Raw genomic sequence first — 17,707 nt, forward strand, 5'->3', positions numbered from 1 at the left:
CGGTGGCGCATCCGCCTCTGCTGATCGTCGCGCACGGTAGCCGGGACTCCCGGTCCGCGGCTACCGTGCGCGCGCTCGCGGACGTGGTGCGCACCCGCTCCGACGCTCCGGACGTCCGCGTGGCGTTCCTGGACCTGTCCGCACCGTCGGTCGGCGACGCACTCGCCGGCCTGCACGCCGAGGGGCACCGTCACGTCGTGGCCGTGCCGCTGCTGCTCGGCCACGCCTACCACGCGCGCGTGGATCTGCCCGCGCTCGTCGACGAGGTCACCGCCCGCCTGCCGCGGTTGTCAGTGACGGTCTCCGACGTTCTCGGCCCCGACCCGCTGCTGGAGGACGTCGCGCTCGACCGCCTCACCGGCGCGGGCGCCACGCTGTCCGACCCGCACCTCGGCGTCGTGCTCGCCGCCGTGGGTTCGTCGCACGAGGCTGCCAACGACGTCGTCACGCGCATTGCCCGCGGCTGGGACGGCCGTCACCCCGCGCGGGTCACGGCCGCATTCGCCAGCGCCGCACGGCCCGACGTGCCCGCCGCGATCGCCAAGCTCCGTGCCCGTGGCGCGCGCCGGTTCGCCGTCGCGTCGTGGTTCTTCGCCCCGGGCCTCCTCCCCGACCGGATCGCCGACCTGGCGGCCGAATCCGCCCCGGACGCGGTCGTCGCCGCCCCACTGGGTACCGATCCCCGCGTCGCCGCGGTGGTCCTCGACCGGTACGCCGACACGCTCACCGGCGCCGCCCGCACCGCCTGATCCGGCGCAGCCTGACGCGACGCCGTCACCGATCGGTGCATGCCCACACGGCGCCTATCCGATTAGACAGTTGCCTGTCTAGAAGAATAGACTTACCATCGTGGTGACGACGAGACTCAAGCCGGCCAAGGTGCTCAGCCTGGCGAGAAGGGCCGCCCGCAAGCGCGGGCTGACGGTCGAGCAGCTCCCGGGCCGGGGAAAGGGATCCCATCAGGTCTATGTCGTCACGGATGCCGCCGGTGCGGAAGTCGGGCGATTCGCCATCACCGGTCATAACCGAGAGCTGTCCTGGACCGTTCTCCGGAGTATCGAGGACGCCCTCGGACACCTTTTCGGCGCGAAATGGATGGAGGAGACGTGACGAACGAACGGCCGTACTACGACGTGGTCGTCACTCGTGAGGACGGCCTGTGGGTCGCCGTGGTCGACGGGCTAGCGGGTGGCGCGACCGATGTCGACCGCATGCGCGATCTCGAACCCGACGTGCGCGACCTCATCGCGGGCCTTCGTGATCTCGACCCCGAGGATTTCGAGATCACGTGGCATTACCGCCACCGTGAGCACGACCTGACGCCTGCCGTCACCCTGCTCCACGAACGCGAGCAGTCCGCCGACGAGGCCATGCGCAAACGCGACGAGGCGCGCCATTCGGCGATCATCGAGATGCACGAGGCCGGACTGAGCTATCGGACCATCGCCGACCTCGTCGGCATGTCGCACCAGCGCGTCCAGCAGCTTGCGAGCGCCGACACCTCGGTCTGAGCCGGCTCAGTCTGCGGGCGCGGCCTGAGCCGGCGTCACGGCGAGTCGGCGTATGCCAGAGTGTTCGGCATGGCTGACGAACTCGTCCACTACGACCTCGACGACGGGGTCGCGACGATCACACTGGACTCGCCGCACAACCGCAACGCCCTGTCGGCGCAACTGCGCCGCGAACTCACCGACGCACTGACCAGGGCCATCGGCGACGAGCACGCGCGCGTGATCGTGTTGACCCACACCGGCACCGTCTTCTGCGCCGGGATGGACCTCAAGGAAGCCAAGGGCGCGGGCTCCGACGACCAGGGGGTGAACGGTTTCCCCGCGATCCTCGAGCAGCTCTGGACGAGCCCGAAGCCGGTCGTCGCCAAGCTGTCCGGGCCCGCTCGCGCCGGTGGTGTCGGCATGGTCGCGGCCGCCGACATCGCAGTGGCGGCGGCCGACGCGACGTTCGCGTTCACCGAGGTCCGCATCGGCGTCGTGCCCGCACTGATCTCGGTCACCGTGCTGCCGCGGCTCTCCCCGCGCGCGGCCCACGAACTCTTCCTCACCGGCGACACGTTCGACGCCGCGCGCGCCGCCGAGGTGGGACTGCTCAACGCCGCGGTCCCGGCCGACGAGCTCGACGCGACGGTCGCCTCCTACACCGACTCGCTGGTGCGCGGCGGGCCGACGGCACTGGCGGCGACGAAGGAGCTGCTGCAGGGCGAACGCGGCCGCACCATGGGCGCCGAGCTGGAGAAGATGCAGGCGTTGTCGGCGCACCACTTCGCGAGCGAGGAAGGCCAGGAGGGCATCGCGGCGTTCGGCGAGAAGCGCCCGCCCCGCTGGGTCCCCTGATTCTCCGGCCGGCCACCGACGGCCGAACCCGGGTGCGCAGGCAGCAGCGCGCGCGTGGTCGGGCGTCAGGAGTCGGCGAGCAGCACGGTGAACCGGCGGGTGCTGACCCGGTCACCACCGGCCGCGAGGGCACGCTGGGCGTCCGAGAGCGTGCCGTGCACCGCGAGATACGTCCGCGGATCGGACTGCTTCAGCACGTCCGCACCGACCCACACCAGGACGTGCTCCCCTGCGGGCAACCACGACAGGTCGGTCAGGCAGTCGTACAGCGCGTCCAGGTTCCGGCCGAAGTGGGGCGGGAACCGCAGCAGCGCGGCGATGGCGTCGAGCGTCATCGCCTTGTCGGTCAGCACACTGCCGTCGAGCACGTAGGCGAAGGCGCCGCGCGCCTTGGCGTCGGCCACGAGAGCGCTGCTGTCGGGGTTGGGTGCAGGCGTGGATGTCACGGTCAGGTCCGGGTATCGACGACGACGAACGATGCGTAGTGGTCTCCGGTGTAGTACAGCTCGTCCTCGCTGCCGGTGACGAGCCGCCGCGCCCCACGGTCGGCACTGCCGGGCGTGGCGACCGTGTACTCGTGGTAGTAGCCGTCGGGTTCGTCGGGCAACAACCCTTCCCGGTTGCCGAAGACCGTGCCGTCCCGCTCGGGATACGGGAACGGGCCACCGCGTTCGATGAGCTCCCACGTCCGTTCGGCGTCCGGGGGCAGGTCGTCGAAGACCACCACCTCGAAACCGGATTCCGCGCCGGGCAGGCTACCGCCTCCGCCCGCGGCATCGCCTCCCCCGGTGAGCTCGCCCACCAGCCAGCCACCGAGTGCGAGCAGGATGAGTCCGGCCAACGCCACACTGATACGCCTGCGCGAGAACACGCGCGCCTCCTAGGAACCCGGGCGGCCGTCGGCGGGCCGCTCCGTCTGCTCGTCCGGCCGCACGCGGCGCACCCGGCCCGCGAGAGTCATGGCGAGATCCACACCACAGCGGAGCACCCAGGTCGCGGCGGCACAGATCGGCAGCAGCACCGCCACGACCAGCACGAACTGCAACGGGAACCACTGCTGCGCGAGCCAGAGCTCGAACCCGTCCCACCAGCGGGCAACTCCGTCGAACACAACCGCGAGCCTACTGCAGGTACGTTGACGCCATGTTCGCCGTCTATGCCAACGAAGCCAATGCCGACGACCCCCTGGCCTCCCTCGTCGTGGGCGAGCGCCCCGAGCCGGAGGTGCCGGCGGGCTGGGTCAAGGTCAACGTCAAGGCCGCGAGCCTGAACATGCACGACATCTGGACGCTGCGCGGTGTCGGGATCAAGAGTGAGCAGTTCCCCATGACCCTGGGCTGCGACGGTGCCGGAGTGCTCGACGACGGCACCGAGGTGGTCATCCACTCGGTCGTGAACGACGAGTCGTGGCGCGGTGACGACACGCTGGACCCGAAGCGCACCCTGCTGACCGAGAAGCACCAGGGCACGTTCGCCGACTCGGTCGTGGTGCCCGCCCGCAACGCCGTCCCGAAGCCCGCCGGGCTGTCGATGTCCGAAGCCGCGACGATGGGCACCGCCTGGCTCACCGCCTACCGCATGCTGTTCGTCAAGTCGGGCCTGCGCCCCGGGCAGACGATGCTGGTGCAGGGCGCCTCCGGTGGCGTGTCGACGGCGCTCGTGCAACTCGGCCGCGCAGCCGGCCTGCGGGTCTGGGTCACCGGCCGCAGCGAGGACAAGCGTGCGCTGGCCGACGGGCTCGGCGCGCACCAGACGTTCGAATCGGGTGCTCGCCTGCCCGAGCGTGTGGACGGCGTGTTCGAGACGGTCGGCAAGGCCACCTGGTCGCACTCGATGAAGTCGCTCAAACCGGGCGGCATCATCGTCGTGTCGGGCTCGACGAGCGGTCCGGACGCGAGCGCCGAGCTGCAGCGCCTGTTCTTCCTCCAGCTGCGGGTCGCCGGTTCGACCATGGGAACCCGCGACGAGCTGGCCGACCTGCTCTCCTACACCGAGTTGGCAGGCATCCGGCCGCAGATCGGCGCCGAATTGCCGTTCGACGAGGCGGCGACGGGCTTCGAAGACATGCTCGAAGGACGAACATCGGGAAAGGTCGTCTTCAGCCGATAATACGAAAATACCGCTGACCAGGGGAAATGGCGAACACAGGGAGTCACGATATCGTTTCGTGACCTTTGTTACGGACCTCGAACCGGAGATCTGTGTTTAGCCTGGTTCCATGATCGCATCCCGGCGGGAGGCATCGGTCTCCCCGGCAGCAGCCGAGGTTCCGGGGAATCCGGACGCGTCCGACGCTCCGGATTCCCCGGAACCTCCGGATATCGAGACCCGCTCCGGCCGCCCCGGCGCGGGCTCCGACCAAGACATCGAGATCCGCACCGGCTACCGCCGGTTCGGTGGCTTCTCGACCCGGGTCCTCGAAGCGGGCCCTCGGCCCGTGGAACGCCCCGCGGGGCGGCGTTTCCGTAAACGCAGCGACGAGCGCCGTCGCCACGTACCCCGGCTCGTCCTGCTGCACGGCTACTGCGACAGCGCCGACACCTGGCGTCCGGTGCTGACCGAGCTGGCGCGCGCAGGCGTGGCCGCGATCGCCGTCGACCTCCCCGGGTTCGGCGAGGCCTCGGCCCTGCGGTCCGGGGCGATGCTGCCGCAGCTCGACGTGTTCACCGCCGCCGTCGCAGCGGACCAGTCGGCGCTGGGCGGGGTCGTGCTGGCGGGCAACTCGCTCGGCGGCACCATGGCGTTGCGGGCGGCCCAGAATCCGTCCTTGCCACTATCGGGCGTCGCCTCGATCGCGGCGCCCGGCCTGTCCGACTCGTGGCTCGTCCGCGGGCTCGCACGGAACCCGCTCACCCGGCTCGCCACATCCCTGCCCGTGCCCGTCCCCCGCTTCCTCGTCAGGGGCATCGCCGAGCAGGTCGTGCCGCGGTTGCTGTACGCCGACTCGAGCAAGGCGGCGGCCGAGCACGTCGACCGGTTCGTCGACCTGTTTCCGGACTTGCCTGCGACCGGCGAGCGCCTGGAACAGGCCGCGCGCCTGCTCACCGAGCTGGACGACGCCTACGAGCTCGAACGCATCACGCTGCCCCTGCTCGCGGTGGCCTGCGGTCGCGACCGGCTGGTCAACGCGAACTCGGGCAAGCGCCTGCACTCACTCGTACCGCACAGCAGGCTGCTGGTCCGCGAGGACTGGGGACACTGCCCGCAGCTCGACGACCCGCACGGACTCGCGCAGGCGCTGCACTACTTCGCGGGCAGCGCGCTGGCCGAACGGCCGCAGTCGCCGAGCCGGAACGCCCGCACCGGGATACTCTCCGGCGCCGCGGGGTAGAGCCGTGGGGTAGAGCCCGTCCCGGCTACTCGCCGAACCGGCGGGCGGCCGCCGACACGGCCTCCCGTGCCTGGTCGGCGAGCCGCGCGACGATCCGTTCGGCGGGCGCCGACTCCGTCAACGGGTAGGTCTGTCCCGCCCAGAGCGACACCGCCTCCGGATCGCCCGCGGCCGTGGCCGCGGCACGCACCGGCTTGGTGATGTTGTTCAGCTGCGGATATGCGGCGGGAGCGCTCGCCGAGTTCTCCCGCAGGAACCGGTTCTCCAGACCTCGCGCGGGCCTGCCGCTGAAGGCGCGTGTGATCGCCGTCGACCGGCCGGCCGCGTCGAGGGCCGCGCGATAGGTGCCGTTCGTGCCCGCCTCGTCGGCGCGCAGGAACGCCGTCCCGAGCTGCGCGGCCACCGCGCCCGCCGACAGGGCGGCCGCGACGTCCGCGCCGTGCACGAGCCCGCCCGCAGCCACGAGCGGCAGGTCGGTCTCACCCCCGATGAGGCGGAGCGCCGAGAGCAGGCCCAGCAACGGCCCGCCACTGTCGGTGCCGGCGTCGTCGGTGAACACGGCCCGGTGCCCGCCGGCCTCGAAGCCCTGGACACACAGCACGTCTGCGCCCGCCGCAGCCGCCTCGCGCGCCTCGTCGGGCGTCGTCACGGTCACCACGACGGTCGCGCCCGCCTCGTGGAGCCGCTCGATGTCGGCGACGAGCGGCGTGCCGAAGGTGAACGAGACGACCGGCACCCGCCGCTCGACGACGAGATCCAGTTTCGCCGCGTAGCCGTCGTCGTCCCACCGACCGGCACCGGGCGTAACCCCGTAGCGGTCGGCTTCGCCGCGTAGCCGGTCGGCATACGACGTCACGTCGACCAGCGACCGCACGCCGGGGACGAACAGGTTCACCCCGAACGTCTCCCCCGCGAGTTCACGGGTCTTGTGGATCTGGTCGGCCAGCGTCGCTGCCGTGAGGTAGCCCCCGGCGAGGAACCCGAAGCCACCTGCCCGCACGACCGAGGTGACCAGTTCCGGAGTGGACGGACCGCCGGCCATCGGCGCCGCGATCACCGGGACGCGCAAGGACTCGAACATGCCCCTCATCGTACGAACGGGCACCACCGGGGCTCGATGCGGCATCGGGGTGCCATCGGCACGTGACGCGGTGGACCGCGGACGGCAGATCGCGATCATGTGACATCCGGGCCGGCAACGTAACGCCGCGATGACCCATCGTCACCCGCCTGAGCTACACCTCGTTTCGAGCCCGCTAATCCTGTCCGCCGAATCTTGAGTGGGCCGTTCGGAGCGATGCAGGCTACCGGCCATACGCGAGATCCCTTCGCGTATCACCCGAGAGGAAGAGGACATATGACCGAGAAGCAGCAGACCCCGTCCGCCGCGAAGCGCTGGACCATGCGCGGCCTCGCCGTGAGCGCGCTCGCCGTCCCGATGGTGGCGGTGCTCGGCGGGACGGCCTCGGCGGCGGAACTGACGCCGATCGCCGAGTATCTCGACGAGACGATCGCCGCCACGTCCGCCTCGCTGGTCGAGGCCCTGGGCGTGCTGCTCGGCGTGAGCTGATCTCGCCTCGGACGGCGAAGGCCGCGCGATCCCCGGGGATCGCGCGGCCTTCGCCTGTCACGAGAGGTCGGTCACGACCGGCGTCACGACCACGAGTGTCGCGATCGGACGGTCCGATCCGGACGCGAGTCGTTACTTCTTGCCCTTGCCGCCCTTGTCGCCCTTGTCGCTGCTCTCCCCGTCTTCCGCGGACAGCGCCGCGACGAACGCCTCCTGCGGCACCTCCACCCGGCCGACGGTCTTCATCTTCTTCTTGCCTTCCTTCTGCTTCTCCAGCAGCTTGCGCTTCCGCGAGATGTCACCGCCGTAGCACTTGGCCAGCACGTCCTTGCGGATGGCCCGGATCGTTTCGCGGGCGATGATGCGGGAACCGATGGCGGCCTGGATCGGCACCTCGAACTGCTGCCGCGGGATCAGCTCGCGCAACCGCTTGGTCATCTTGTTGCCGTAGCTGTAGGCGAAGTCCTTGTGCACGATCGCCGAGAACGCGTCCACGGCCTCGCCCTGCAGGAGAATATCCACCTTGACCAGTTCGGCGGTCTGCTCGCCCGCCTCTTCGTAGTCGAGCGAGGCGTACCCGCGCGTCCGGGATTTCAGCGAGTCGAAGAAGTCGAAGATGATCTCGGCGAGCGGCAGCTGGTACCGCAGTTCGACGCGGTCCTCGGACAGGTAGTCCATCCCGAGCATGGTGCCGCGCTTGCTCTGGCACAGTTCCATGACCGCACCCACGAACTCCGACGGCGCGATGATCGTCACTTTGCTCATCGGCTCGTGGATCTCGGCGATCTTGCCTTCGGTCGGCCAGTCCGACGGGTTGGTGACGACGTGCTCGGTGCCGTCCTCGAAGAACACGTCGTAGACGACGTTCGGCGCCGTGGCGATCAGGTTCAGGCCGAACTCGCGCTCGAGCCGGGCGCGCGTGATCTCGAGGTGCAGCAGGCCGAGGAAGCCGCACCGGAAACCGAAGCCCAGCGCCACGGACGTCTCCGGCTCGTAGGACAGCGCCGCGTCGTTGAGGCGCAGCTTGTCGAGCGCGTCGCGCAGCACCGGGTAGTCCGAACCGTCCACCGGATAGAGCCCGGAGAACACCATCGGCTGCGGTTCGCGATACCCGGCCAGCGGCTGCTCCGCCCCGCGCCGCTCGAACGTGACCGTGTCACCGACCTTCGACTGCCGGACGTCCTTCACCCCGGTGATGAGGTAGCCGACCTCGCCGACCCCGAGCCCCTCGGACGGCTTCGCATCGGGCGAGATGATGCCGACCTCGAGCAGCTCGTGCGTCGCGCCCGTCGACATCATGCGGATCTTCTCGCGCGGCGTGATCTTGCCGTCGACGACGCGGATGTAGGTCACGACACCGCGGTAAGTGTCGTAGACCGAGTCGAAGATCATCGCGCGGGCCGGCGCGTCCGCGTCACCCTCCGGCGGCGGCACCTGGCGCACGACCTCGTCGAGCAGTTCTTCGACACCGTCGCCGGTCTTCGCCGACACCTTCAGCACGTCGGAGGGATCGCACCCGATGATGTGCGCCAGCTCGGCGGCGTACTTCTCCGGCTCGGCCGCAGGCAGGTCGATCTTGTTCAGGACCGGGATGATCTGCAGGTCGTTCTCGAGCGCGAGGTACAGGTTGGCCAGCGTCTGCGCCTCGATGCCCTGGGCGGCGTCCACGAGCAGGATCGCGCCCTCGCACGCCTCGAGCGCGCGGGAGACCTCGTAGGTGAAGTCGACGTGCCCCGGGGTGTCGATGAGGTGCATGACGTGGTCCTGGTCATCGACGTGCCACGGCAGCCGCACGTTCTGCGCCTTGATCGTGATGCCACGTTCCCGCTCGATGTCCATGCGGTCGAGGTACTGGTCGCGCATGGCCCGCTGCTCGATCACGCCGGTGAGCTGCAGCATCCGATCGGCCAACGTCGACTTGCCGTGGTCGATGTGGGCGATGATGCAGAAGTTGCGGATGAACTCCGGCGGCGTGAACGTCTTCTCGGCGGACGGGCGGTTCTTTGTCACTCGTTTCCTCGGATCGCTCGTGGACGGCCACACTCATGGTCCCATGCCGCCGCCCGTGGGGTTCCTCCGGAGGCCGCCGCGTCGGGCGAGGTCAGCCCGCACGTCACCACCGGGACACCGCCGCGCCGCGGTCGGGACACCGCCGGGGCGCGGCCGGTGTCAGTCCGCGGCGGGCCGGACGTCGGTCCGCAACGGGTGGTCCGCCGGGATCTGCACCAGCACGATCCGCACGCCGTCCGGGTCCCGCAACCAGGCTTCGTCGAGCCCCCACGGCTCCCGCCTGGCTTCGCGTTCCGGCTCCACTCCCCGCTCCCGCAGGGTCGCCAGTTCGGCGGGCAGGTCGCGGACCTGCAACCACAGCGCCATCGCCTCGCTGGGCCCGGTGCTCGCACGGCCGACGATCTCCAGCAGGCCGCCGCCGGCGAAGAACACCGTTCCCCCTGGGAACTCGCGGTAGATCGCCAGCCCGAGCGTGTCGCGATAGAAGGCGGTCGTGACCTCCGGATCGCGGGGCTGCAGCAGGATGCGGCTGTTGAGCACGTCCATGGCGGCAGGGTCTCACACCGCGGCGCCTGCTCACGCCAGCGCGATCGCCGTGATCCCCGCCAGCACGATCGCCGAGCCGGCCAGCCTCCGCCCGCCGTGCGGTTCGCCCAGCAGCAGCCAGCCGGCCAGGCCGCCGAGCACGATGCTGACCTCACGCAGCGGCGCCACCAGGCTGACCGGAGCCAGGCGCATCGCGAACAGCACGAGCACGTACGCGACCGGGGAGAGCAGCCCGACGAGCAGCACGGCCCGCCGGTGCTCGCGCCAGAGCGCGCGGGGCGATCCCCCGGCGTCACCGCGCCGCCCACCGCCGCGCAGCGCGTACGGAGCCAGCATCAGGCTCTGCAGCACCGTCCCGGCGGCGAGGTAGACGACCGGCGGAACGCCGAGCTCACCGACGGCGTACGCGTCCCACAGCGTGTAGGCCGCGATGGTCACCCCGGTCAGCACCCCGTAGCCGGCGCCGGCTCGTCTGCGGCCGGGATCACCCGGACCGCGGGGCGCGCTGATCACCAGCACGCCCCCGACGACGAGGACGGCACCGGCGAACCCCGGCCACCCCGGACGCTCGTGCAGCACGGCGACCGCGACCAGTACCGACAGCAGTGGACCGCACCCCCGTGCGAGCGGGTACACCACCGACAGGTCACCGACGGCGTAGCCACGCTGCAGCACCACGCCGTAGGCGACGTGTGCCACAGCCGTGACCGCGGCGGCGAGCAGCCAGGCCCACCGGGGCCGGTCCCCGGTCACCACGAGGTGCGCCACGCCGACCGGCACGAGCACCACCGCCGAGACGGTGTAGTAGCAGAAGACGAAACGGGCCCCGCCGGGGACGCGGGTGGCGGCCAGGTTCCACGACGCGTGGACGGCGGCGGCGAACAGGACGAGGACGAGCGCGAGACCGGACACGAGTAGCCTTTCTGGCCCGCCGCGGACGCGGCAGGCCGGCTACTCCAGGCTTTTGTCCCGTCATATGCGTGCGCGGCCCGTCCCGCACACGGGTGCCGCTCGGACCGGACCCGCGCTGCCCTGGTTGTCGGTGATGTCGTCCGTGCCGGAACGAACGGGACGCGGCGGAACCCTAGGCACTGTCGGCGGGCACCCTACAACCACGCGCAAGGGGCCGGAGCAGCGCTGATAAGCTGTTTCACCGTTGCCGTGCGGCATTCCGCCAGGGAGGAAACCCGGTTCAGCCGACCCGGCTCAGCCGGTGCCGAGACGAGCGCGGCAACGATCGTCAGCCGCCGTGGAACACGGCCGAATGTGAAGGAGTCACCCTGTGGCCAACATCAAGTCGCAGATGAAGCGCATGCAGACCAACGAGAAGCGCCGTCAGCGCAACCAGGCGGTCAAGTCCGCGGTGAAGACGTCGATCCGCAAGTTCCGCCAGGCCGCCGACGCCGGCGACAAGGAGAAGGCCGCCGAGCTGCAGCGCGCCGCGGGTCGTCAGCTGGACAAGGCCGCCACCAAGGGCGTCCTCCACAAGAACCAGGCCGCCAACAAGAAGTCGGCCATGGCCCAGCGCGTGAACAGGCTCTGAGCTTTTCGCTCGTCGACTCGACCGAGCCCCGGTTCCGTCACGGAGCCGGGGCTTCGTCATGCGCCCGACCGTCGCCCCTCGTCACGAACCGCCCCGAATCACCCACCTAGCGGGTCTGCTTCGCGCCGACGACGTCGAGCACGGCGCGTTCCAGCGCGTAGTCGGGGTCGGCCGCCGCACCTTTGACCTCGGCATTCACCCGCGCGACCGTGCGCATGGCCTCGGCGAGTCCCGTCGCGTTCCAGCCGCGGGTCTGCCCCTGCGCCTTGCGAATCTTCCACGGCGGCATGCCGAGTTCACCGGCGAGCTGGTTCGGATTCCCCCTGCCCGCGGCCGAGACCCGGGCGACGGTGCGCACCGCGTCGGCGAGTGCATCGGCGATGAGCACGTGCGGCACCCCGATCTGCTGTGCCCAGCGCAGCGTCTCCAACGCCGCGGCCCGATCCCCGCCCACGGCCTTCTCGGCGACCAGGAAACCGGTGACGTCGGCCTTGCCGCGGTGGTATCGGCGGACCGCCTCCTCGTCGACCTTGCCGCCCGAGTCGGCCACGAGTTGCGTCGCCGCCGACGACAGTTCCCGCAGATCGGAACCGACGGCGTCGACCAGCGCGGACACGCCCGCCGCATCGATCCGGCCACCGGCACGCTTGACCTCCGCGCGCACGAACGACTCGCGCTCGGCGGGTTTGGTGATCTTGGCGCATTCGGTGACCTCGGCGCCCGCCTTCTTCAGGGCGGTCGGCAGCGACTTGGCGGCCTTGCTCCGGCCGCCACCGGAATGCACCACGACGAACGTGATGCCGTCGGCAGGGTCCTTCAGATACGCCAGCACGGCGTCGGCGAGCTCCTGTCCGATGTCCTGCGCCTGCTCGAGCACGATCACCCGGCCCTCACTGAACAGCGACGGGCTGACGAGCTCGGCCAGCTCCGGCGGCGTGAGGTCGGACACCTTCATCCGCGTCAGCTCGGCCGTGTCGTCCACGGCCCTGGCCGCACCGACGGCGGCGTGCACGGCCCGGTCGACGAGCAGTTCTTCCTCGCCCAGCACGAGATGCAGCGGTGCGGGAGCGGCGGTGGACGCGGTCACGCCCCGATCCTGCCACGGTGACATGGATTGCAACGGCATGGCCGGAACTGATCGCGATGGCCTAAGGTGGTCCGTGAACACACCGCGCAGGCATACGGCGGAAAAACGAATACCGCTCATCAAGAGGGGCAGAGGGAACGGCCCGCAGAAGCCCCGGCAACCGGCGTCAGCCCGTCATCTCGATTCCGCGAGGTAGCTGACGACCACGGTGCTAATTCCGACCCGTGCCAGCGGGGCAGATGAGGAAAGGAACCTCGCGATGACCACAGCCCTGACCCCCTCCACCAACGCCGTCGACCTCGGTCCGGCCGTCGAACTGGTGTCGAAGGAAGAGGGGCACCGCCAGCCGCTCGCTCCGGAGTTCGTCTCCGCGGAGGACTTCTCGCCGCTCGAGGTCGGCTACGACTTCGGCCGCGTCCGCCGCGAGGACATCGAGTCCGGACCGCGCAACATCTGGCGCTACAAGAAGCTGCTCCCCGTGCCGTCCAACGTCGAGGAGATCCCGAACACCGAGCCGGGCTGTACCCGGCTGGTGCGGGCCGACAACCTGGCGAAGGCGCTCGGTGTGAAGCGCCTCTGGGTCAAGGACGACACCGGCAACCCGACCCATTCGTTCAAGGACCGCGTGGTCGCCGTGGCGCTCGCGGCGGCCCGTGAATTCGGTTTCGACACACTCGCCTGCCCGTCGACGGGCAATCTGGCCAACGCCGTGGCGGCCGCGGCCGCGCGTGCGGGCTGGCAGTCGGTCGTGCTGGTGCCCTCGTCGCTCGAGCGCGCGAAGATCCTCACCACGGCGGTGTACGACGGGGCGCTGCTCGCCGTCGACGGCAACTACGACGACGTCAACCGCCTGGCCACCGAGCTGGCCGGCGAGCACGAGTCGTGGGCGTTCGTGAACGTCAACGTGCGCCCCTACTACTCGGAGGGTTCGAAGACCCTCGGTTTCGAGGTCGCCGAGCAGCTCGGCTGGCGCCTGCCCGAACAGATCGTGGTGCCGATCGCGTCCGGTTCGCAGCTCACCAAGGTCGACAAGGGTTTCAAGGAACTGGCCCAGCTCGGACTGGTCGACGAGTCGCCGTACACGATCTTCGGGGCCCAGGCCGCCGGCTGCTCCCCCGTCTCCACGGCGTTCCGCAACGGCCACGACGTCGTCCAGCCGGTGAAGCCGGACACGATCGCCCGTTCCCTGGCGATCGGCAACCCTGCCGACGGGCCGTACGTGCTCGACACCGTGAACCGCACCGGCGGTTCGATCGAGGACGTCACCGACGAGGAGGTCGTCGAGGGCATCCGGCTGCTCGCCCGCACCGAAGGCATCTTCACCGAGACCGCGGGCGGTGTGACCGTCGCGACGGCGAAGAAGCTCATCGAGGCCGGCAAGATCGACCCGGACGCCGAGACCGTCCTGCTGATCACCGGTGACGGGCTCAAGACCCTCGACGCGGTCGAGGACGCGGTCGGCCCGAAGGCGACCGTCGCGCCGTCGGCCGCCGCCGTGAACGAGATCCTGGGCGGCTGAGCCCACACGCACGTCCGCACACGGGGCCCTGGCCGTGGTCAACGCCGGTCGGGGCCCCGTCGCACAACGTGGGGACCGCCCGCCCCGTCGTCCTCGGGGCCCGGCACGATCGCGATGTCACCTCCCTCGTCGGTGCGGGTGATCAGCGCGCCGTCGCCGCGGAGGACGCGCATGATCTCGTCGTTCGGATGACCGTGAGTGTTGTCGGCACCCACGCTGACCAGCGCTATCCGCGCACGCACCGCCGTCAGGAACTCGTGGTGGGTGTGCCTGCTGCCGTGGTGCGGAACTTTCAGGATCTCCGCCTCCACAGAGGCACCACGGGCCAGCAGGTCGCTCTGCGCGGCCAGCTCGACGTCCCCGGCCAACAACACCCGCCCGGCAGGGGTCGAGGCTCGCACCACCACCGACGCATCGTTGATCGCCGTGCCGTCCGCACTCGACTCCGCGTGTTCCGTCCCGTCGCCCACCTCCTCGCGCGCCGCCGGTGCGACGTAATGCGGACCGAGCACGTCCAACGTCAGTTCGTCCCAGCGCACCTGCTCGCCGACCGTGAGCTCGACGACCGGCACCCGATTCGCACGTGCCTCGTCCAGGACCGCGCGCCACGCCCACGACGGCGTCCGGCCCTGCCCCACCCCGACCGCACCGACGGTTCGGCCGTCGAACACCGCCGACAGCCCGCCGACGTGGTCGGCGTGGAGGTGGCTCAGGACGAGGAGCGGGATGCGCTCGACGGCGAGCCGATCGAGGCATCGGTCGATCGCCCGGGGGTCCGGACCGGCATCGACGACGACCGCACGACCGGGCTTCCCGGTGGCCAGCACGATCCCGTCGCCCTGGCCGACGTCACACGCCACGACCGCCCAGCCCACGGGTGGCCAGGCGGGCGCAATCAGCCGCGGCGGCACGGTGACCACGAGCGTGCCCGTCACTGCGACCGCCACGGCCACGCGCGCCTTGCGGTAACGCAGGGCTGCCACGGCCCCGACGGCGACGCCGGCGGCGCCGAGACCGCCCCACCAGCCGGCCGGCCACGACACCACCGCACCCGGTACCGCAGCTGCCTCCCTGGCGACGAACACGAGCCAGCTCACACCGGGTCCGGCGAAGTGCACCAGGACCTCCGCTGCGGCCGGCGAGGGTACGGCCAGCGCGGCCGCCGCCACTCCGAGCACCGTGATCGGCGCGACCACCGGCGCGGCGAGCAGATTCGCGGCGACGGACACCACGCTGACCTCGCCGGCCATCCCGGCGATCACCGGCGCCGTGGCGACGAATGCGGCCACCGGCACGGCGAGTGCCTCCGCGATACCGGGCGGTACCCGTCGTGCGGCGAGGGCGGCCGCCCACCGGGGCGCCAGGAAGATCAGTCCGGCCGTCGCGACGACCGACAGCGCGAAGCCCATGCTCGTGGCCATCGCCGGGTCGGCGAGTATCAGCCCGCACACGGCGACCGCCAGCGCCGGTACCGCCGAGCGACGGCGGCCGAGCACGAGGGCGGCGAGCCCGAGCGCCCCCATCACCGCGGCACGCAGCACGCTCGGTTCGTATCCGACGAGCATCACGAACCCGGCCAGCGCGAGACCGGCCGCACCCGCCGACACTCGTGGCCCCACGCGGACCGCCCGTGCAAGCAGGAGCACCGCACCGCACACGATGGCGACGTTCGAACCGCTGACCGCCGTGAGATGGGAGAGCCCGGCGTCGAGGAACTCCTCCTCCACGCGCGGCGACTGCCCACCGGTGTCGCCGACGACGAGCCCGGGCAGGAGGCCTGCCTCCTCGTCGCCGAGCACGCCGGATACATCCCGTAGCGCCGTGCGCACCATGTCGGCCGAGCGCTGCCACCACGACGGGGCACCGACCTGTTCCGGTGGGCCGCGCACGTAGCCCACCGCCACGGTCATGTCACCGGGACGCGCCGGCGCCAGCGATACCGCCGCGCTGACCTGCTGTCCCGGCAGCAGGCCGGCCCACTCGCCCGCCGGCCCGATGAGCAGCACGCGTCCCGTCGACGAGATGCTCCCGTCGGTACCGCCGGACGGGGCGCCGGCGACAGCTCCCGCTCCGGTGTCCCGGTCACCGTTGCCGATGCTCACGACGTCCACGGGCACCAGCACCGACCGGATCCCGCCGCGCCGTCCCCCGTAACCGTCGTCCCGCAGCGGGCGCGGACGCTCCCGCACCTCGGCGCGCATGCGGACGTCGCCGCCGTCGGCGGCCACCGCCCGCAGCGGATCCTCACCCACGGCATGCACCCGCACGCTGAGCGGCGCCAGGACCAGCACACCGCAGACCCCCAGGGCCGTCGCCGCCGCGGCCACCCCGACCGACCGGCGACGCCTCGCGTGCACGCCGGCCAGAACACCGGCGACGACGGAGACAGCCCCGACCGCGACGGCCGCCTGCCAGCCCCACTGCAACCCCGCCAGCGCACCGCCCCACACGGCGAGGGCAGCCGGCACCAACCGCAGGTCCCGGCGCGGCCGGGCGGCGGGCTCCGCGGTGGCCTCGGATGCGGCACCGATGCCGGCGGTGAGCGTCATGCGATGCTCACCGCGTCGCGTAGCTGTTCGAAGCGTTTGTCGCCGATCCCGTCGATCTCCCGCAGCTGTTCCACCGCGGTGAATCCGCCGTGCTCGTCGCGCCACTCGAGGATTCGCCGCGCGGTGACGTCACCGACCCCGGGCAGGCTCTCCAGTTCGTCGGGATCGGCGGAGTTCAGCCGGACAGGTTCGTCGTCGACCGTCGCCGGTGCATCTCCGTCCCCTCGACCACTGTCGGAACCGGTCTGCACGCCCGGAGGTACCGGCACCCCGACGTAGAGCTGCTCACCGTCGGCCAGCTCCCGGGCCAGGTTGACCGACCGCAGGTCCGCCTGCTGCGGCGCGCCGCCCGCGGATTCGATCGCATCGGCCACGCGTGCACCCGGACGCAGCCGCACCAGTCCGGGAGTGCGGACCTTGCCGACCACGCTGACGACCAGTCGTTCCGGTGCGCTGCCGGTGGCCGACGACGCCGAACGAGTGCCGGACGTACTCGCCTCCGGCAGCGCTCCCGATACCGGAGGCGTGGTCTCGGCCGCAGGCGTGGTCTCGGCCGCAGGCGTGGTCTCGGCCGCAGCCGCCTCGTGGGCGGCGGGCAGCGGTGGCGGCGCTTCCGCGGCGGGTTCGTCGGCGAGCACGAACCCGGCCAGTCCGAGTGCGATCACGACCCCCGCGGCCACCGTCACGAGCACGCGGCGGGACGGCCTGCGCCCGGCCGCGGCCATCCCGGCCGGCACCCATCGTTCGACGAGTCGTCCGGTGCGGCGGCGCAGCACTGCCGGCACGGAGCCCGGTCCCGGGGACACGACGTCCCCGGGAGGAGCTCCGGCGCTTTCCTCCCGGGCGTCGCTGTGGCGGGCGTCGCTGTGACGGGCGTCGCTGTCGCGGGCGTCGCTGCCGCCCGGATCACCGTCGCGGAGGTCACCTTCCCGGGGAGCGCCGTTCTGATCGCTGCTCGCCGGTTCGGCCGTGTCCGACGGCGGCTCGCGCGCGGGCATCGGTTCCGGCGCCTCGCGGGGACCGTCGTCGCGGGAGGCCGGAGCGGTCAGATCCGCCAATCGTCGGTGCGGTCCCCGCAAGGCGCTCGTGGCGGGATGAGGAGTCCGGACCTGGGCTGTTTCGTCGAACACGCGCTCGACGTTAGGAAGAGAACAACCGGGGCGGCAGAGGGAATCTCGCGTTCTGTGGATGGCCGGGGTGTTGT

General features: G+C 71.2%; 19 protein-coding genes and 1 riboswitch. Of the genes, 9 read left to right on the forward strand and 10 right to left on the reverse strand.

Going from position 1 to position 17,707, the window contains the following annotated elements; all coding sequences use genetic code 11:
• The first annotated feature begins 2 nt into the window (after positions 1-2).
• The 4 genes from LY41_RS02615 (at position 3) to LY41_RS02630 (ending at position 2,348) form a co-directional block, all read left to right on the forward strand.
• Complete coding sequence (locus tag LY41_RS02615) at positions 3-749, forward strand: sirohydrochlorin chelatase (protein WP_253862858.1); 747 nt, start codon at positions 3-5, stop codon at positions 747-749.
• A 100-nt stretch (positions 750-849) separates the two neighbouring features.
• Positions 850-1,110, forward strand: a complete 261-nt coding sequence (locus tag LY41_RS02620; RefSeq protein ID WP_253862195.1) for a hypothetical protein — start codon at positions 850-852, stop codon at positions 1,108-1,110.
• Positions 1,107-1,511 carry a MerR gene (locus tag LY41_RS02625; RefSeq protein ID WP_253862196.1) on the forward strand — a complete coding sequence of 135 codons (405 nt, stop codon included), beginning with the start codon at positions 1,107-1,109 and terminating at the stop codon, positions 1,509-1,511. The genes LY41_RS02620 and LY41_RS02625 overlap by 4 nt, the downstream gene beginning before the upstream one ends.
• A gap of 69 nt (positions 1,512-1,580) precedes the next feature.
• Entirely contained in the window at positions 1,581-2,348 is a 768-nt protein-coding gene (locus LY41_RS02630) for an enoyl-CoA hydratase-related protein (protein WP_253862197.1), read from the forward strand.
• 65 nt (positions 2,349-2,413) lie between these two features.
• On the opposite strand, the gene LY41_RS02635 is transcribed toward LY41_RS02630, so the two are convergent.
• Genes LY41_RS02635 through LY41_RS02645 form a run of 3 tightly spaced genes read right to left on the reverse strand, consistent with a single transcriptional unit; the run spans position 2,414 to position 3,459 of the window.
• On the reverse strand, positions 2,414-2,794 hold the full coding sequence (locus LY41_RS02635; protein WP_253862198.1) for a barstar family protein: 381 nt from the start codon (positions 2,792-2,794) through the stop codon (positions 2,414-2,416).
• A gap of 2 nt (positions 2,795-2,796) precedes the next feature.
• Positions 2,797-3,219 (reverse strand): guanyl-specific ribonuclease, encoded by a 423-nt coding sequence (locus LY41_RS02640; protein WP_253862199.1) that lies wholly within the window; start codon positions 3,217-3,219, stop codon positions 2,797-2,799.
• Positions 3,220-3,228: 9 nt separating this feature from the next.
• Positions 3,229-3,459: a hypothetical protein gene (locus LY41_RS02645; RefSeq protein ID WP_253862200.1), complete on the reverse strand. Its 231-nt coding sequence runs from the start codon at positions 3,457-3,459 to the stop codon at positions 3,229-3,231.
• Between the two features lie 32 nt (positions 3,460-3,491).
• On the opposite strand from LY41_RS02645, the gene LY41_RS02650 reads away from it, so the two are divergent.
• Positions 3,492-4,457 carry a zinc-binding dehydrogenase gene (locus tag LY41_RS02650; RefSeq protein WP_253862201.1) on the forward strand — a complete coding sequence of 322 codons (966 nt, stop codon included), beginning with the start codon at positions 3,492-3,494 and terminating at the stop codon, positions 4,455-4,457.
• 109 nt (positions 4,458-4,566) lie between these two features.
• Positions 4,567-5,679 carry an alpha/beta fold hydrolase gene (locus tag LY41_RS02655; RefSeq protein ID WP_253862202.1) on the forward strand — a complete coding sequence of 371 codons (1,113 nt, stop codon included), beginning with the start codon at positions 4,567-4,569 and terminating at the stop codon, positions 5,677-5,679.
• A 25-nt stretch (positions 5,680-5,704) separates the two neighbouring features.
• On the opposite strand, the gene LY41_RS02660 is transcribed toward LY41_RS02655, so the two are convergent.
• Positions 5,705-6,760 (reverse strand): nitronate monooxygenase, encoded by a 1,056-nt coding sequence (locus LY41_RS02660; protein ID WP_253862203.1) that lies wholly within the window; start codon positions 6,758-6,760, stop codon positions 5,705-5,707.
• A gap of 276 nt (positions 6,761-7,036) precedes the next feature.
• On the opposite strand from LY41_RS02660, the gene LY41_RS02665 reads away from it, so the two are divergent.
• The gene (locus tag LY41_RS02665) at positions 7,037-7,249 is read left to right on the forward strand and encodes a hypothetical protein (RefSeq protein ID WP_253826891.1); all 213 of its coding nucleotides are present in this window, start codon (positions 7,037-7,039) and stop codon (positions 7,247-7,249) included.
• Positions 7,250-7,381: 132 nt separating this feature from the next.
• Here the strand turns inward: LY41_RS02665 and lepA are convergent, their stop codons facing one another.
• The 3 genes from lepA to LY41_RS02680 all read right to left on the reverse strand — a co-directional run bounded on the left by lepA (position 7,382) and on the right by LY41_RS02680 (position 10,717).
• On the reverse strand, positions 7,382-9,259 hold the full coding sequence (lepA, locus tag LY41_RS02670) for a translation elongation factor 4 (protein ID WP_253862204.1): 1,878 nt from the start codon (positions 9,257-9,259) through the stop codon (positions 7,382-7,384).
• Positions 9,260-9,418: 159 nt separating this feature from the next.
• Positions 9,419-9,805, reverse strand: coding sequence for a VOC family protein (locus LY41_RS02675; protein ID WP_253862205.1), 387 nt, complete (start codon positions 9,803-9,805; stop codon positions 9,419-9,421).
• A 30-nt stretch (positions 9,806-9,835) separates the two neighbouring features.
• Positions 9,836-10,717 carry an EamA family transporter gene (locus tag LY41_RS02680; protein ID WP_253862206.1) on the reverse strand — a complete coding sequence of 294 codons (882 nt, stop codon included), beginning with the start codon at positions 10,715-10,717 and terminating at the stop codon, positions 9,836-9,838.
• Between the two features lie 370 nt (positions 10,718-11,087).
• On the opposite strand from LY41_RS02680, the gene rpsT reads away from it, so the two are divergent.
• Entirely contained in the window at positions 11,088-11,348 is a 261-nt protein-coding gene (gene rpsT / locus LY41_RS02685) for a 30S ribosomal protein S20 (RefSeq protein ID WP_253862207.1), read from the forward strand.
• A gap of 106 nt (positions 11,349-11,454) precedes the next feature.
• On the opposite strand, the gene holA is transcribed toward rpsT, so the two are convergent.
• Positions 11,455-12,435: a DNA polymerase III subunit delta gene (gene holA, locus LY41_RS02690; RefSeq protein WP_253862208.1), complete on the reverse strand. Its 981-nt coding sequence runs from the start codon at positions 12,433-12,435 to the stop codon at positions 11,455-11,457.
• Positions 12,436-12,548: 113 nt separating this feature from the next.
• Positions 12,549-12,681, forward strand: a riboswitch (SAM riboswitch).
• 13 nt (positions 12,682-12,694) lie between these two features.
• Here holA and thrC point away from each other — a divergent pair.
• Positions 12,695-13,954, forward strand: coding sequence for a threonine synthase (gene thrC / locus LY41_RS02695; protein WP_253862209.1), 1,260 nt, complete (start codon positions 12,695-12,697; stop codon positions 13,952-13,954).
• A gap of 38 nt (positions 13,955-13,992) precedes the next feature.
• Here thrC and LY41_RS02700 read toward each other — a convergent pair whose 3' ends face one another.
• Together LY41_RS02700 and LY41_RS23775 are read right to left on the reverse strand one after the other, a co-directional pair.
• Entirely contained in the window at positions 13,993-16,503 is a 2,511-nt protein-coding gene (locus LY41_RS02700; protein WP_253862210.1) for a ComEC/Rec2 family competence protein, read from the reverse strand.
• Positions 16,500-17,633: a ComEA family DNA-binding protein gene (locus LY41_RS23775; protein ID WP_253862211.1), complete on the reverse strand. Its 1,134-nt coding sequence runs from the start codon at positions 17,631-17,633 to the stop codon at positions 16,500-16,502. Before LY41_RS23775 ends, LY41_RS02700 begins: the two co-directional genes overlap by 4 nt.
• Between the last annotated feature and the right edge of the window lie 74 nt (positions 17,634-17,707).

Origin of the sequence: Prauserella halophila, assembly GCF_024171895.1 — a bacterium.
In the GTDB taxonomy this organism is placed as follows: domain Bacteria; phylum Actinomycetota; class Actinomycetes; order Mycobacteriales; family Pseudonocardiaceae; genus Prauserella; species Prauserella halophila.